Raw genomic sequence first — 13,417 nt, forward strand, 5'->3', positions numbered from 1 at the left:
AAGAGGGTTACCCGTGAATCCTACAAACATTCTGCTGCTCGCCGCCATTGTCCTTTCGACCACGGCCTGCGGCACCCTGAATACGGTGTTTCGCGAAGACGCGGTGGCCAGCCAGAAGCTCAAGGACCTGCGCAGCCACTGCGAGAGCGTGCCCCGTATCTACAGCGGGGTGGTGTATGACTTCTGCTCCCTCAATGGCGAACCCAACAGCAAAAAAAGCCTGGAAGACCAGCAGATCGCCTCGGTGCCGTGGATAGCCATTGATTTCGTGCTATCGGGCGTTCTCGATACTTTGGTACTGCCCTACACCGTCTACCGGCAAAATCGAGACGGCAGTATCGAGATTTTCCGATGATGCCTCTTGTTTCTCCGTGCCATTTGCGGCTAGAGGCGTTTTGCCGCTTTTAAGCTATAATCCCGCCCTTTAGCTTTTCTCGCCGAGGCGAGGGGCTCACATTTTTTCAGGCGCCAGCGCCTGCATGCAGACTAAAAGAGGCTAGACCCCAGTGGCATTGACGATTCTTGGCCTGTCCGGCGCCCTTAGCCATGATCCTTCCGCAGCGTTGTATATCGACGGCAAGCTGATCGCGGCCGCCGAAGAAGAGCGCTTCGTACGCGATAAACATGCAAAGAACCGCATGCCCTACGAGTCGGCGAAGTTCTGCCTGGAACAGGCTGGCATCAAACCCTCCGACGTTGATGTGGTGGCGATCCCGTTTGCCCCGATCAGCTTGTTCGGCGAGGCTCGCTGGCACTATGCCAAGCGTTACTGGTATGCCCCGGACCGCGCCCTTGACGCGATCCTGATGGGCAACCGGCGCTACAAGCGCTACCGCAACAAGATTGTCTGGTGCCTGGAGCAACTGGGCTTCGATCCGAAGAAGATCAAGATCGAGCCGGTTGAACACCACCTGGCCCACGCTTCCAGCGCCTATCACTGCTCGGGTTTCCAGGAGAAGACCGCGATCCTCGGGATCGACGGCAAGGGCGAGTACGCCACCACCTTCTTCGGCTACGGCGAAAACGGCAAGATCCACAAGATCAAGGAATTCTACGATCCGGACTCCCTGGGCGGCCTGTACGGCGCGATCACCGAGTTCCTCGGCTTTGAAATGCTCGACGGCGAGTTCAAGGTCATGGGCATGGCGCCGTATGGCGATGCCAGCAAGTACGATTTCTCGCGCCTGGCTTCCTTTGAAAATGGCGAACTGGTGATCAACACCGACTACGCCAACGTCATCGGCCTGCGCCGCTATAAAGAGAAGGGCAAGGGCTTCTACTTCTCGCCAAAACTGATTGAGTGGCTGGGTCCCAAGCGTGAAGGCGACATCGCCGACGAGCCGTACATCCACTACGCAGCCAGCATGCAGGCGCTGTTCGAGAAACTGGCCTTGCAGATGATCGACCATTACCTGGGCGATATCCTCAAGGAAACCGGCAAGCTGGCCTTCGCCGGCGGCTGCGCGCTGAACGTCAAGTTGAACCAGAAGATCATTGCCCGCGACGACGTCAAGGAGCTGTTCGTGCAGCCGGCGTCTGGTGATGCCGGCACTGCCGTGGGCGCGGCGGCCTATGTGTCCCATGCCCGTGGGGTACCGGTAGAGAAGATGGAACACGTCTATCTCGGCCCGTCCTACAGCAATGAAGAAGTGATTGCCGCGTGCGCCAAGCACCCGAGCAAGCCGAAGTGGCGCCAGATCGACGACATGCCCAAGCGCATCGCCCAGATCATGGTCGACGGCAACCCGGTGGCCTGGTTCCAGGGCCGCATGGAGTTCGGCCCGCGCGCCCTGGGCGGGCGTTCGATCATTGGTTGCCCGAGCGCCGTGGGCGTGGCTGACCGGATCAACCACCAGATCAAGTTCCGCGAGCGCTGGAGGCCTTTCTGCCCGTCGATGCTCGACACCGTGGCCCCGCAGATGATCAAGGTCGATCACCCGGCCCCGTTCATGACCTTCACCTTTGAAGTGGCCGAAGAGTGGAAAACCCGCGTGCCGGAAGTAGTCCATGAAGATGGCACCTCCCGCGCCCAGGTGCTCAAGCGCGAGTACAACCCGCGCTACTACGACATGATGAAAGAGCTGGAAGTGCTGACCGGCAACGGTGTGTCCCTGAACACCTCGCTCAACCGCCGCGGCGAAGCGATGATCTGCTCGCCGACCGACGCCCTGAACATGTTCTTCGGCTCCGACCTGCAGTACCTGATCATGGAAGACATCCTGGTCGTCAAAGACGGTGTGGAAGGGCAAGCCGTTGACTGAAGCACTGATTGGCGTCGTCATCCCGGCCTACAACTACGCGCGCACCCTGGGGCGCGCGGTTGAGTCGGTGCTGGCGCAACTCGACGAAGCCGATGCGCAGCTGTTGGTGATTGACGACGGCTCTACCGATGAGACGCCGCAGGTGCTGGAAGCTTTGCTGGCCAAGCACCCCGGGCGTTTCCAGGCCCTGCGCAAGCCCAATGGCGGCCTGGCCTCGGTGCGCAATCGCGGGATTGAGGAGTCTGCGGGCCAGTACCTGATGTTCCTCGACGCCGATGATGAAATGGCCCCAGGCGCCTTGGCCCTGGTTGCGCAGCATATTGCTGCTCACCCGGATAGCCGCCTGATCATCGGTGGCCACTGGTCGGTATTTGAAGATGGCAAGCGCCGCCTGCATGCCGTCAAGCCGCTGCCTGCCACCCCATACCAGCGGGTGCGCGGGTACTTGCTGGACAAGACCATCGCGATCTCCAATGGCGCTTGCGCCATGCACCGGGACATCTTCGCGGTGGGCAACTACCCGGAGCGCATGCGTAACGCCGAGGATATCCCGGTGTTTGCCCAGGCCCTGGCGCGCGTGCCTTGCACGGTCATCGACCAGCCACTGGCGCTGATCTACAAGCATGCGGACAGCCTGCGACATGACATCAACCACAGTGTCGCGGCGGGCGTGAGCCTGGTAGACGAGGTGTTTTCGCCGGTGCGTATGCCAGCAGAGTTGCAAGGCCTGCGCAGTGCGTTTCTCGCGCAGCGCTGCCTGTCGTTGTTTCGCAATTGCTTCAGTGCTGGGGAATACACGCTTGCCAGGCAGTTTTACTGCCAGGCGGTGCGTACCGACTGGCGCGCCCTGACGCGCTGGTCGTACACACGCAAGGCGCTTCAGCTGATGTTCAAGTAAGCGCTTTATAGCCTGTTACGCTACGCCGGGAATTACCTATGCAGCGCCAGAGTTGATTGCAATGACTGGGCGTTGGGTTTTCGTGGTGCAGTGGTTTTTCTGAAATGTATGTTTTCAAATCTTGTGCACGCGATGTGACGCCAGGTTTTAAGGGGGGGGTGTGGTTGGTATAGGCAGCAAGTTGTGGGCCCGGGTGTTGAGTATTGTCGTCGAGCATCCCGTTCGAGTGGCATTTTTTGGGAGCCTGCTGCTGTCCCTGATCGCTGTGCTGGGCGCAGCGACTGTCGGACGTGATGCGGCTTTCTACCTGACCATCGCCCAGGACGCTCACGTCCATGGCCCGAAAGCCGCCTTTGCCGTATTCAACTGGCCCTGGTTCTCCCTGCTCCTGGCGGGCACCCATTCGGTTTCAGCCCTGCCCATAGAACTGAGTGCGTACTTGTGGTGTTCGCTGTTTGCCGCGGGGACCTGTGCGTTACTGGTTGACTGCGTGCGCCAACGCTCGGTGCAGGTGGCGCCTTGGGCTTGCCTGGTGGTGTTGGCGATGCCTGCGTTCAACCAGTTTCGTGGCGAGATCCTGCGTGAGTTCGGCTTCTGGTTCTTCTGCATCCTGACGCTTTGGCTGGCCATGCGCTGGCAGGCCCGCGGTGGATGGCTGCGAGCGGCAATCATCCACCTGGCGATTGTCGCGGCGGCAGCCTTCCGGCTGGAAGCGTTGTTGCTGTTGCCGGCATTGGGCTTATGGCAGTTGCCTGGCCTGTGGGTGCGCGAGCGGCGCCTGGCGCTCCTGCAGTTTGTGGCGCTGCCGCTGTTGGGTGTCGTGGCGGGGATAGTGCTGGTCTCGGCCACCGATGGTTTTACATCGGCTCGCGTTGACTACTATCTGGGCTTGATCAACCCTAACCAGGTGCTGGCGTCGTTTGACTTGCTGCGCGATCAGTTCGCCAACTCGCTGATCAACAAGTACTCCCAGGATGAAGCCGGGCGCATCATCTTTTTTGGCATCCTGGCGGCCATGGCCATCGGCTTTGTGAATATTTGCGGTCCGTTTGCCGTGCCGTTTTTGCGCGGCCGCAATTGGCAGGCGATCAAGCGCTACTGGCACGAATACCGGCCTTTTGCCTGGGCGGCGCTGTTGTACCTGTTGGTATTGCTGCTGTTCTTTATCCAGCAGCAGTTCATGAACTTGCGCTACATGAGCTTCCTGAACCTACTGTTTGTGCCGGCGCTGGCCTTGGCGATGCAGATGTTTGCCCAACAGTTCCCGCGCCTGGGCAAGGCCCTGGTGGCGGTCTGCCTTTTGGTGATGTTGTCCAATGTGGTGTCCACCGGGCCGGGCAAGGTCCAGTACGTTGACGCGGGGCACTGGATGGCGGCGAATGTCGAGCCGGATGTCCCAGCGTATTTCGATGACGGCCGGATCGGCTATTACGCCGGGCGTGGTTATCTGCTCAAGCAATTGACCCGGGAAGCGGCGATGTCGCCGGCCTATGCGGATCAATTCCGCTATTTCCTGATCGAAGCCCGCGGTAACGAGCCCTGGCTCATCAGTTGGCTGGCCGAGCGCAACATGCGCATCGTCGAGCGCTTCGCCAATCGCCGAGGCGCCACGGTGCTGATCATCACCCGGTGAAGTCAGTCCAGTAATTGCCGCAGGCGCTCAATCAGCGGTGCCTGCTGACTGCCGGCCGGCAAGCCCTGGCGATAGCCATCGAAGAAGGCTTGCCCGGCATCATCGCCCAGCAGCCATTGCCGATCCTCGGGATAGCGCCGCAGATGGCTGAAGTTACGCAGGCGCTTGCTCTGGCTCAGGGCGGCGGCCTGGCAACTCAGGTCGGCAATGTCGATCAGCCCCAGGGTGTTTTCCGGAGTCAGGACCACGTTGCCAAAGTGCAGCGAGCGAAAGTACACGCCCTTCTCATGCAGTTGCGCAATGAAACAGCCCAGGCGCACACGCAAGGCGTCGGCCTCGGCCTTGGCGAGTTTCAACTGGCGGATGGTTTCCCCGGCCAGCGGGCTGTAATACACCGCGTCCCGCGCAATGCTGGGAATGCGATACACCGCAATGATGCGCGGGCAGGGGATATCCCGTTGCTGCAATGCGCGGGTGTTGTTGGCGAAGCGCTGGGCATACGGGTAGAACAGCGCCGAACTGAGCAGGCGCTTGCGCCGGAACAGTTTGAGCATGCAACCATCGGTCAACCGGAGCACCTTGTCGCCAGAACCATCGGCTTCCAGCACCTGCGCGCCGGCGCGCAATGCCTCATAGGTGTTGTGATCGATTACTTGCATGCCTGACTCCCATCAATAGCCGGTTATCTTAACCGACTTGATGCAAGGCTGGCCCCTGCTCATGTTTTTTGGGGCGAAGAGGCCTGTGATATGATCCGCGCCTTACTGATTTGCGCGGATTCCCATGAGCAGTCCTGAACCGAAAACCCAGTCGACGCTGGCGATTTACTTCCGCCTCCTGACTTACGTACGGCCTTATGTGGGTCTGTTCATCCTGAGTATCGTCGGGTTCCTGATCTTCGCATCGACCCAGCCGATGCTCGCTTATATCCTCAAGTATTTCGTCGATGGCCTGGCGAATCCCGAGGCCAGCCTGTTCCCCGGCAACCCCTATCTGGGCAAGTTGCAGTTACTGGAAACCGTGCCGCTGATGATCGTGCTGATCGCGGCCTGGCAGGGCGTGGGTTCGTTCCTCGGCAACTTCTTCCTGGCACGGGTTTCCCTGGGCCTGGTCCACGACCTGCGCGTGGTGCTGTTCAACAAACTGTTGGAGTTGCCCAACCGCTTTTTTGACAAGAACAACTCCGGCCACCTGATTTCGCGCATTACCTTCAACGTGACCATGGTCACCGGTGCAGCCACCGATGCGATCAAGGTGGTTATCCGCGAAGGCATGACCGTGATTTTCCTGTTCTGCACCCTGGTGTGGATGAACTGGAAGCTGACCCTGGTGATGCTGGCGATCCTGCCGGTGATCGGCATGATGGTGAACAGCACCAGCCGTAAATTCCGCAAGCAAAGCAAGAAAATCCAGGTGTCCATGGGCGACGTGACCCATGTGGCCTCCGAGACGATCCACGGCTACCGTGTGGTCCGCAGCTTTGGCGGCGAGAAATATGAAAAGGTGCGCTTCGAGCAGGCGAGCCTGAGCAATACCGAGAAACAACTGGCGATGACCAAGACCGGCGCGGTATACACGCCGATGCTGCAGTTGGTGACCTACAGTGCGATGGCCGTGGTCATGTTCCTGGTCCTGTATTTGCGTGGCGATGCCTCGCCCGGCGACCTGGTGGCCTACATCACCATGGCCGGCCTGTTGCCCAAGCCGATTCGCCAGCTATCCGAAGTCAGCTCGACCATCCAAAAGGGCGTGGCGGGTGCCGAGAGTATTTTCGAGCAGTTGGATGAGCCGGTCGAAGTCGACCAGGGCGTGATCGAGCATGAACGTCTGGCTGGGCGCATTGAAGTGCGCAACCTCAGCTTCCAATACCCGGAAAGCGACAAGAAGGTGCTCAACGACATCAGCTTTATCGTCGAGCCTGGGCAAATGGTCGCGCTGGTGGGGCGTTCGGGCAGCGGCAAGTCGACCCTGGCGGGCTTGATCCCGCGCTTCTATCAGCACGAACAGGGGCAGATTCTGCTCGACGGCGTACGCGTGCAGGATTTCACCCTGCGCAACCTGCGCCGGCAAATTGCCCTGGTGACCCAGCAAGTCACCTTGTTCAACGACACCGTGACCAACAACATCGCCTATGGCGACCTGGCTGGCGCGCCCGCCGACGCGGTGCACCATGCCGCTCGCGAAGCCTATGCCGACGAGTTCATCGTGAAGATGCCCCAGGGCTACGAAACCCTGGTGGGCGAGAATGGCGTGCTGCTGTCTGGCGGCCAGCGCCAGCGCATTGCGATTGCCCGGGCCTTGCTCAAGGATGCGCCGCTGCTGATTCTCGACGAGGCGACTTCGGCCCTGGACACCGAGTCCGAGCGCCATATCCAGGCGGCCCTGGACCATGTGGTGAAGAACCGCACGACCCTGGTGATTGCCCACCGCCTGAGCACCATCGAGAAAGCCGACCTGATCCTGGTGATGGACGACGGCCAGATTGTCGAGCGCGGCACCCATGTCGAGCTGCTGGCGAAGAACGGTTACTACGCCCGTTTGCACGCCAAGGAGTTCGAAGAAGGTGACCCTGTGGCGCCCTCCCACGTGACTGATGCCTATTGAGGCGCTATTGCAGCCAGGCTGGGATCGACCGCCAGGATTGAATCGGTCGATGCTTTTCCCTGTGCTAATATCGCGCCCCTGTTCATTTTGTATGTGGGTTGCTCCATGAAGTTGTCCATGCCGCGATTCGATCAAGCCCCTGTCTTGGTGGTCGGCGATGTCATGCTCGACCGTTACTGGCATGGCGGTACCTCACGGATTTCCCCTGAGGCACCGGTACCGGTAGTCAAGGTCGAGCAAATCGAAGACCGTCCAGGCGGCGCTGCCAACGTCGCCCTTAACATCGCTGCACTCGGCGCCCCGGCCTCCCTGGTCGGCGTGACCGGTGACGACGAAGCCGCCGACAGCCTGACCAACAGCCTGCGCGGCGCTGGCGTGCGTGCCCTGTTCCAGCGCATTGCCCACCAGCCGACCATCGTCAAGCTGCGGGTCATGAGCCGTCACCAGCAATTGCTGCGTATCGATTTTGAAGAACCCTTCGCCACCGACGCCCTGGCCCTCAGTGACCAGGTCGACACGTTGCTCGAAGGCATCAAGGTGCTGGTGCTGTCGGACTACGGCAAAGGCGCGTTGAAAAACCACCAGGTGCTGATCCAGGCCGCCAAGGCCCGGGGTATCCCGGTGCTGGCCGATCCCAAGGGCAAGGACTTCTCGGTCTACCGGGGCGCCAGCCTGATCACGCCGAACCTCAGCGAATTTGAAACCATCGTCGGCGGCTGCGCCGATGAGCACGACTTGGTGAGCAAAGGCGCACGCCTGATGGCCGACCTCGACCTCGGTGCCTTGCTGGTGACCCGTGGCGAACACGGCATGACCCTGCTGCGCCCCGGCCACCCGGCCATGCACCTGCCGGCGCGGGCGCGGGAAGTATTCGACGTCACCGGCGCCGGCGACACCGTTATTTCCACCCTGGCGGCGGCGATCGCAGCCGGTGAGGAATTGCCCCACGCGGTGGCCCTGGCCAACCTGGCGGCGAGCATTGTGGTGGGCAAACTGGGTACGGCATCCATCAGCGCCCCGGAACTGCGCCGTGCGATCCAGCGCGAGGAAGGCTCGGAGCGCGGCGTGTTGAGCCTTGAGCAATTGCTGCTGGCGATTGACGATGCCCGTGCCCATAACGAAAGCATCGTTTTCACCAACGGTTGCTTCGACATCCTGCACGCCGGCCATGTGACTTACCTGGAGCAGGCCCGCGCCCAGGGTGATCGCCTGATCGTGGCGATCAACGACGATGCTTCGGTCAGCCGCCTCAAAGGCCCTGGCCGGCCAATCAACAGTGTGGATCGGCGCATGGCGGTCCTGGCTGGGTTGGGCGCGGTGGACTGGGTGATCAGTTTCTCCGAGGGCACCCCGGAAAACCTGCTGGCCCAGGTCAAGCCGGACGTGTTGGTCAAGGGCGGCGACTACTCGGTCGACCAGGTGGTCGGCGCCGATATCGTCAACGCCTATGGCGGCAAGGTCAAAGTCCTGGGGTTGGTGGAAAACAGCTCGACCACCGCGATTGTCGAAAAAATTCGCCAAACCAACGATGCTGCTCAATAGGGTTTGCCGCTATGTCTGATGCTCTCGTACTGATTACCGGTGGTGCTGGCTTTATCGGTTCCAATCTGGTCGATGCACTGCTGGCCAAGGGCTACGCGGTGCGCGTGCTGGATAACCTGTCCACCGGCAAGCGCAGCAACCTGCCGCTGGACAACCCACGCCTGCAACTGCTCGAAGGCGATGTGGCCGATGCCGCACTGGTCGCTCGTGCAGCGGTAGGGGTTACGGCGGTAGTGCACCTGGCGGCAGTCGCTTCGGTGCAGGCGTCGGTGGATGACCCGGTCAGTACGCACCAGAGCAACTTCGTGGGTAGCCTCAATGTTTGCGAAGCCATGCGCCAGGCTGGGGTCAAGCGCGTGGTGTTTGCTTCCAGTGCGGCGGTGTATGGCAACAACGGCGAAGGCGACTCCATCGATGAGCAAACCGCCAAGGCACCGTTGACGCCATACGCTTCGGACAAGCTGGCCAGCGAGCACTATTTTGACTTCTACCGTCGCCAGCATGGCCTGGAGCCGGTGATTTTCCGCTTCTTCAACATCTTTGGGCCGCGCCAGGATCCTTCATCGCCGTATTCCGGGGTGATCAGCATCTTCAGCGAGCGCGCGCAAAAAGGCCTGCCGATTGCCGTATTCGGCGACGGTGAGCAAACCCGTGACTTCATGTACGTCGGGGATCTGGTAGCCGTGCTGGTGCAAGCCGTGGAAATGGCCGATGCGCCGCTGGGCGCGATCAATGTCGGCTGGAACCGCACCACCACCCTCAAGCAGTTGCTGCAGGCGCTGTCGCAAATCGTCGGCTCATTGCCGGCTGTCAGCTACACCGCGCCGCGCTCGGGGGATATCCGGCATTCCAGGGCCAACAACCAGCGCTTGGCGGCGAGCTTCACATTGCCTGAGCCGACGCCGCTGAAGGCCGGGCTGGAAAAACTACTCAACCAATAGATACCGCTCGCCACAGGCGGGGCTGCTTCAGCGACCCGCCTTCTTCGGCACCATCTTGCGCAAGATCTGCCTGGCCCGCCCGGTCAACTGGCTCAACTTCGATTCCTTCTCTGGCGCGCTCAGGCCCTGTTGCCTGAGCCAGTCCTTCCAGCGGATCCGCTCATCGCGCACCAGCCAGCCTTCCTGCTGGGCAAAACTCTCGGCCAGGTACAAGCCGCGTGTGCTCGCCGGGATCAGTTGATCCTTCTTCAGGGTATACAGCTCGGCGCACGGCTGGCCGTCCTTCAGGGGCATCAGGTACAGGTCCGGGCGCTGGCGGTCCAGGCGCGCCACCAGTTGATCGCCCTCCAGACGTTCGTCCACATGGAACAGGCTCAAGGACTTGGCTTCCTTGGGCACTTCCAGGCGCAGGTCATAGATCAATTGCAGGGAGGCCGTGGGCAGGTGCACATAGGCCCGGGGGCGTTCGATCAGTTGCATGCTGGCGCAGCGCACCGGGCGGGCGGCGCCGGACAGCGGTGACAGGCGAAACGGCAAGGCCTCACGGTAATGCAGCGCGCTGGAGTAGGGCGCCGGCAGCCAGGTGTCGTTGAAACGCCCGCCGAGCCAGCCTTCCGGGGTTTCCAGCAGGCATTCCTCGGCGATTTCCTGGATGGCCGTGTGCAACGGCAGGTTCAGTTCATGGGCCGGTACGTAGCCGGAAATCAGCTTGAGCACCACATCGCCACGGTCCTGCCGGCGCTGGCGCACCAACACCCAGTAATCGCGGTTTTGCCAGTGCAGTGTCAGGCGCACCGATACGCCGAGGTTGGCCAGTTCCAGGGCGAAGCGTTCGGCATCCGCCACCTCCACCGGCTTGCGCCGCTGCAGAGTCTGGGCAAAGTTGAGCGGCATGCCCACGCTCTGGTAGCTCAGGCCTTCGGGGGTGGCTTCGACGTACAGCGGCAGTGTTTTAAAGTTACTGGGGTTTTTTCTTATGAGCGTTCGCGGCATGTCGGCTCCTTCTTGCGTCGGGGTCGGCCGCGTCGGCGGCATCAGGATTGGCGAATGATCTTGGCAGCGGTTGCCACGTTATGGGCAAGGTGCAGCGGGTTGATGGTCCCGACAATAGCACTGGCCACGCCCGTTTGCGCAAACAACAAGACGAAACTGGCATGAATTGGATCCACTCCAGGCTCAAGGCATGCATGGCCGCTGGCCAGGGCCTTTTTCACCAGGATGCCTTTGCCATGGGCGGCGGCGTAATCGATCACGGCTTTTTCGTTTTGCTCGTTCAGATTGTAGGTGACCATGGCGCAATCACCTTGTTCCAGAGCCTTCACGCCGCCTTCGACGGTTTTGCCGGAGAAGCCGAAGCCGCGAATCTTGCCCTCGGCCTTGAGCTGCGCCAGGGTCTGGTAGACCTCGCAGTCATTAAGGATATGCAAGTCATTGCCGTCGGAATGCACCAGCACCAGGTCGATGAAATCCGTTTCCAGGCGTTTCAGGCTGCGCTCCACGGAGAGCCGGGTATGGGCCGCGCTGAAGTCATGGTGGGACACGCCGTCGGCAAACTCTTCGCCGACCTTGCTGACAATCACCCAGTCCTGGCGCTGGCCGCGCAACAGCGGCCCCAGGCGCTCTTCGCTATGGCCGTAGGCCGGTGCGGTGTCGATCAGGTTGATCCCCAGCTCGCGCGCCTGGCGCAGCAACATCCGCGCTTCTTCATCATTGGGGATCTGAAAACCATTGGGGTACTTCACCCCCTGGTCGCGGCCCAGCTTCACGGTGCCCAGGCCCAGCGGCGATACCAGCAGGCCGGTGCTGCCCAGGGGGCGATGAAGGTCATGCAGGGTCGGCAGGCTCATGGCAACAATTGCTCCCAGGCGGGTTGGGCGATGGCTGGGCGTGGCAGTTCAGGCAGCGGCGCGCTTGGGGTTGGCTGGATGCCGTCACGTTCCAGGGCGCTGAGCACGCGGTCGGCGAAGTCCGGCGCCAGGGCCAGCTTGGTTGGCCAGCCCACCAACAGGCGGCCCTGTTCGGCGAGGAACGCGTTGTCTGGCCGGGTCAGGCCCGTTTGCAGGGGCTCGGCGCGATCCACCCGCAGGGTTGCCCACTGGGTCTGGCTCATGTCGATCCACGGCAGCAGGTGCGCCAGCTCCTTTTGCGCGGTGGCTATTTGCTCGGCGGGCGTGCGGTGCACGCCTTCGGTCTCGGCAATATCACCGCCCATGTACCACACCCAATGGCCATCGGCCGCAGGGTGCGTGGTGATGGTGATCCGTGGCTTGGTGCCGCCGCCCAGGCAGTGCGCGTACAGGGGTTTGAGGCCGGGGCCCTTGGCGATGATCATATGCAGCGGGCGCTTTTGCATGGCCGGCTGGCTCAGGCCCAGGGCGCTCAAAAGCTCGGCGGTGCCGCCGCCGGCACTCAGCACGATGCGCTGGGCGCGGATCGCCCGGCCATCGACTTTCAGGCCGACCAGGATGCCGCCTTCCAGCAGCGGCTCGATCTGTTGCCCGGCGAGCAGGCCATCGCCGGCCAGTTGCGCCAGGCGGTCGATCAGGCTCGGCACGTCCACCACCAGTTCGGCCAGGCGATAGACCTTGCCCTTGAAGCGGCGGTCTTGCAGGGCCGGCGGCAAATCGTCGCCCTTGACCTGGTCGACGCGGCCACGCACCGCCTTGCTGGCGAAGAAACTGGTGAGGTTGCCGGCCAGGGTGCCGGGCGACCACAGGTAATGGGCCTGGGACAGCAGGCGCACGCCCGTCAGGTCCAGCTCGCCGGTGCCCGCCAGCGCTTCACGCCAGCGTCGCGGCATGTCGGCAATGGCTTCGGAAGCGCCGGTCAGGGCACCGTGCAAGGCGTATTTCGCACCACCGTGAATGATCCCCTGGGACTTCACGCTCTGCCCGCCACCCAGGGTCGCGTTCTCCACCACAATCGTGGAAAACCCCTGGCTGCGCAGGCGCGCGTTGAGCCAGAGGCCGGCAACCCCGGCGCCGACAATCAGGACGTCGGTGGAAATAACGGATGGCATGGGGCGACCTCAGTGTTCAGAACAAGAGGCCAAGTATACAGACTCGACAGCGGGATCTTTGCCCAGGATCAACAACTGTAGAAGGTCAGTGGCCGGCTGTTTTCGAAAACAACTGAATCACCACCACGCCCAGCACGATCAAGCCCATCCCCAGCATCGCCGGCAGATCGAGCTTCTGCCCATAGATAAACAGCGCTGCGATGCTGACCATGACGATCCCCAGCCCCGCCCACACCGCGTAGGCCACGCCCACCGGTACGGTGCGCACCACCAGCGTGAGCATCCAGAACGCCACGCCGTAGCCGACGATAACCAGCAGCAGCGGGATTGGCGTGCTCCAGCCCTTGATCGCTTTCATGGAAACGGTGGCGATCACTTCCGAGCAAATGGCAATGGCCAGGTAGTAGTAGGCGGCGTTCATGGGGGTGTTCCTCGGAAATAGGGGCGCATAACAAGGCCGGCATTCTAGAGAATCCGTAGATGGGGTAAAGTCATTACCTATCCGAATTTAAGATGGGT

The 13,417-nt window shown here is 61.6% G+C and carries 12 protein-coding genes; 7 read left to right on the top strand and 5 right to left on the bottom strand.

Annotated features, from left to right (window positions below; all coding sequences use genetic code 11):
- The first annotated feature begins 13 nt into the window (after positions 1-13).
- From ACSSVH_RS02185 to ACSSVH_RS02200, 4 genes are all read left to right on the top strand, one after another.
- Positions 14-355, top strand: coding sequence for a YceK/YidQ family lipoprotein (locus ACSSVH_RS02185; protein ID WP_346266505.1), 342 nt, complete (start codon positions 14-16; stop codon positions 353-355).
- A 151-nt stretch (positions 356-506) separates the two neighbouring features.
- Positions 507-2,261 (top strand): carbamoyltransferase C-terminal domain-containing protein, encoded by a 1,755-nt coding sequence (locus ACSSVH_RS02190; RefSeq protein ID WP_169952285.1) that lies wholly within the window; start codon positions 507-509, stop codon positions 2,259-2,261.
- Positions 2,254-3,159: a glycosyltransferase family 2 protein gene (locus tag ACSSVH_RS02195; protein ID WP_169952283.1), complete on the top strand. Its 906-nt coding sequence runs from the start codon at positions 2,254-2,256 to the stop codon at positions 3,157-3,159. The genes ACSSVH_RS02190 and ACSSVH_RS02195 overlap by 8 nt, the downstream gene beginning before the upstream one ends.
- Before the next feature lie 160 nt (positions 3,160-3,319).
- Positions 3,320-4,792, top strand: a complete 1,473-nt coding sequence (locus tag ACSSVH_RS02200; RefSeq protein WP_492634024.1) for a hypothetical protein — start codon at positions 3,320-3,322, stop codon at positions 4,790-4,792.
- A 2-nt stretch (positions 4,793-4,794) separates the two neighbouring features.
- Here ACSSVH_RS02200 and ACSSVH_RS02205 read toward each other — a convergent pair whose 3' ends face one another.
- Positions 4,795-5,451, bottom strand: coding sequence for a phosphotransferase (locus ACSSVH_RS02205; protein ID WP_169952279.1), 657 nt, complete (start codon positions 5,449-5,451; stop codon positions 4,795-4,797).
- A 124-nt stretch (positions 5,452-5,575) separates the two neighbouring features.
- Between ACSSVH_RS02205 and msbA the strand changes: the two genes are divergently transcribed.
- The 3 genes from msbA (at position 5,576) to ACSSVH_RS02220 (ending at position 9,879) form a co-directional block, all read left to right on the top strand.
- Positions 5,576-7,396: a lipid A export permease/ATP-binding protein MsbA gene (gene msbA, locus ACSSVH_RS02210; protein WP_169952278.1), complete on the top strand. Its 1,821-nt coding sequence runs from the start codon at positions 5,576-5,578 to the stop codon at positions 7,394-7,396.
- A 105-nt stretch (positions 7,397-7,501) separates the two neighbouring features.
- A complete protein-coding gene (gene hldE / locus ACSSVH_RS02215) occupies positions 7,502-8,938 on the top strand; it encodes a bifunctional D-glycero-beta-D-manno-heptose-7-phosphate kinase/D-glycero-beta-D-manno-heptose 1-phosphate adenylyltransferase HldE (RefSeq protein WP_170042429.1) in 1,437 nt (478 codons plus the stop codon).
- Positions 8,939-8,949: 11 nt separating this feature from the next.
- Positions 8,950-9,879: an NAD-dependent epimerase/dehydratase family protein gene (locus tag ACSSVH_RS02220; protein ID WP_170042431.1), complete on the top strand. Its 930-nt coding sequence runs from the start codon at positions 8,950-8,952 to the stop codon at positions 9,877-9,879.
- Positions 9,880-9,906: 27 nt separating this feature from the next.
- Here ACSSVH_RS02220 and ACSSVH_RS02225 read toward each other — a convergent pair whose 3' ends face one another.
- The 4 genes from ACSSVH_RS02225 to ACSSVH_RS02240 form a co-directional block, all read right to left on the bottom strand.
- The gene (locus ACSSVH_RS02225) at positions 9,907-10,872 is read right to left on the bottom strand and encodes a metal ABC transporter ATPase (protein WP_169952272.1); all 966 of its coding nucleotides are present in this window, start codon (positions 10,870-10,872) and stop codon (positions 9,907-9,909) included.
- Between the two features lie 41 nt (positions 10,873-10,913).
- Positions 10,914-11,726, bottom strand: a complete 813-nt coding sequence (locus tag ACSSVH_RS02230) for an aldo/keto reductase (RefSeq protein WP_169952270.1) — start codon at positions 11,724-11,726, stop codon at positions 10,914-10,916.
- Entirely contained in the window at positions 11,723-12,898 is a 1,176-nt protein-coding gene (locus tag ACSSVH_RS02235; RefSeq protein ID WP_492634025.1) for an NAD(P)/FAD-dependent oxidoreductase, read from the bottom strand. The genes ACSSVH_RS02230 and ACSSVH_RS02235 overlap by 4 nt, the downstream gene beginning before the upstream one ends.
- 85 nt (positions 12,899-12,983) lie before the next feature.
- Positions 12,984-13,319: a DMT family transporter gene (locus tag ACSSVH_RS02240; protein WP_099170110.1), complete on the bottom strand. Its 336-nt coding sequence runs from the start codon at positions 13,317-13,319 to the stop codon at positions 12,984-12,986.
- Positions 13,320-13,417: the final 98 nt, after the last annotated feature.

It is taken from the genome of Pseudomonas sp. HC1(2025), assembly GCF_058742075.1.

Coding starts and splice junctions, on each gene's coding strand:
- ACSSVH_RS02205 (WP_169952279.1), bottom strand. CDS start 5,451: ATGCAAGTAATCGATCACAACACCTATGAGGCATTGCGCGCCGGCGCG.
- msbA (WP_169952278.1), top strand. CDS start 5,576: ATGAGCAGTCCTGAACCGAAAACCCAGTCGACGCTGGCGATTTACTTC.
- hldE (WP_170042429.1), top strand. CDS start 7,502: ATGAAGTTGTCCATGCCGCGATTCGATCAAGCCCCTGTCTTGGTGGTC.
- ACSSVH_RS02220 (WP_170042431.1), top strand. CDS start 8,950: ATGTCTGATGCTCTCGTACTGATTACCGGTGGTGCTGGCTTTATCGGT.
- ACSSVH_RS02225 (WP_169952272.1), bottom strand. CDS start 10,872: ATGCCGCGAACGCTCATAAGAAAAAACCCCAGTAACTTTAAAACACTG.
- ACSSVH_RS02230 (WP_169952270.1), bottom strand. CDS start 11,726: ATGAGCCTGCCGACCCTGCATGACCTTCATCGCCCCCTGGGCAGCACC.
- ACSSVH_RS02235 (WP_492634025.1), bottom strand. CDS start 12,898: ATGCCATCCGTTATTTCCACCGACGTCCTGATTGTCGGCGCCGGGGTT.
- ACSSVH_RS02240 (WP_099170110.1), bottom strand. CDS start 13,319: ATGAACGCCGCCTACTACTACCTGGCCATTGCCATTTGCTCGGAAGTG.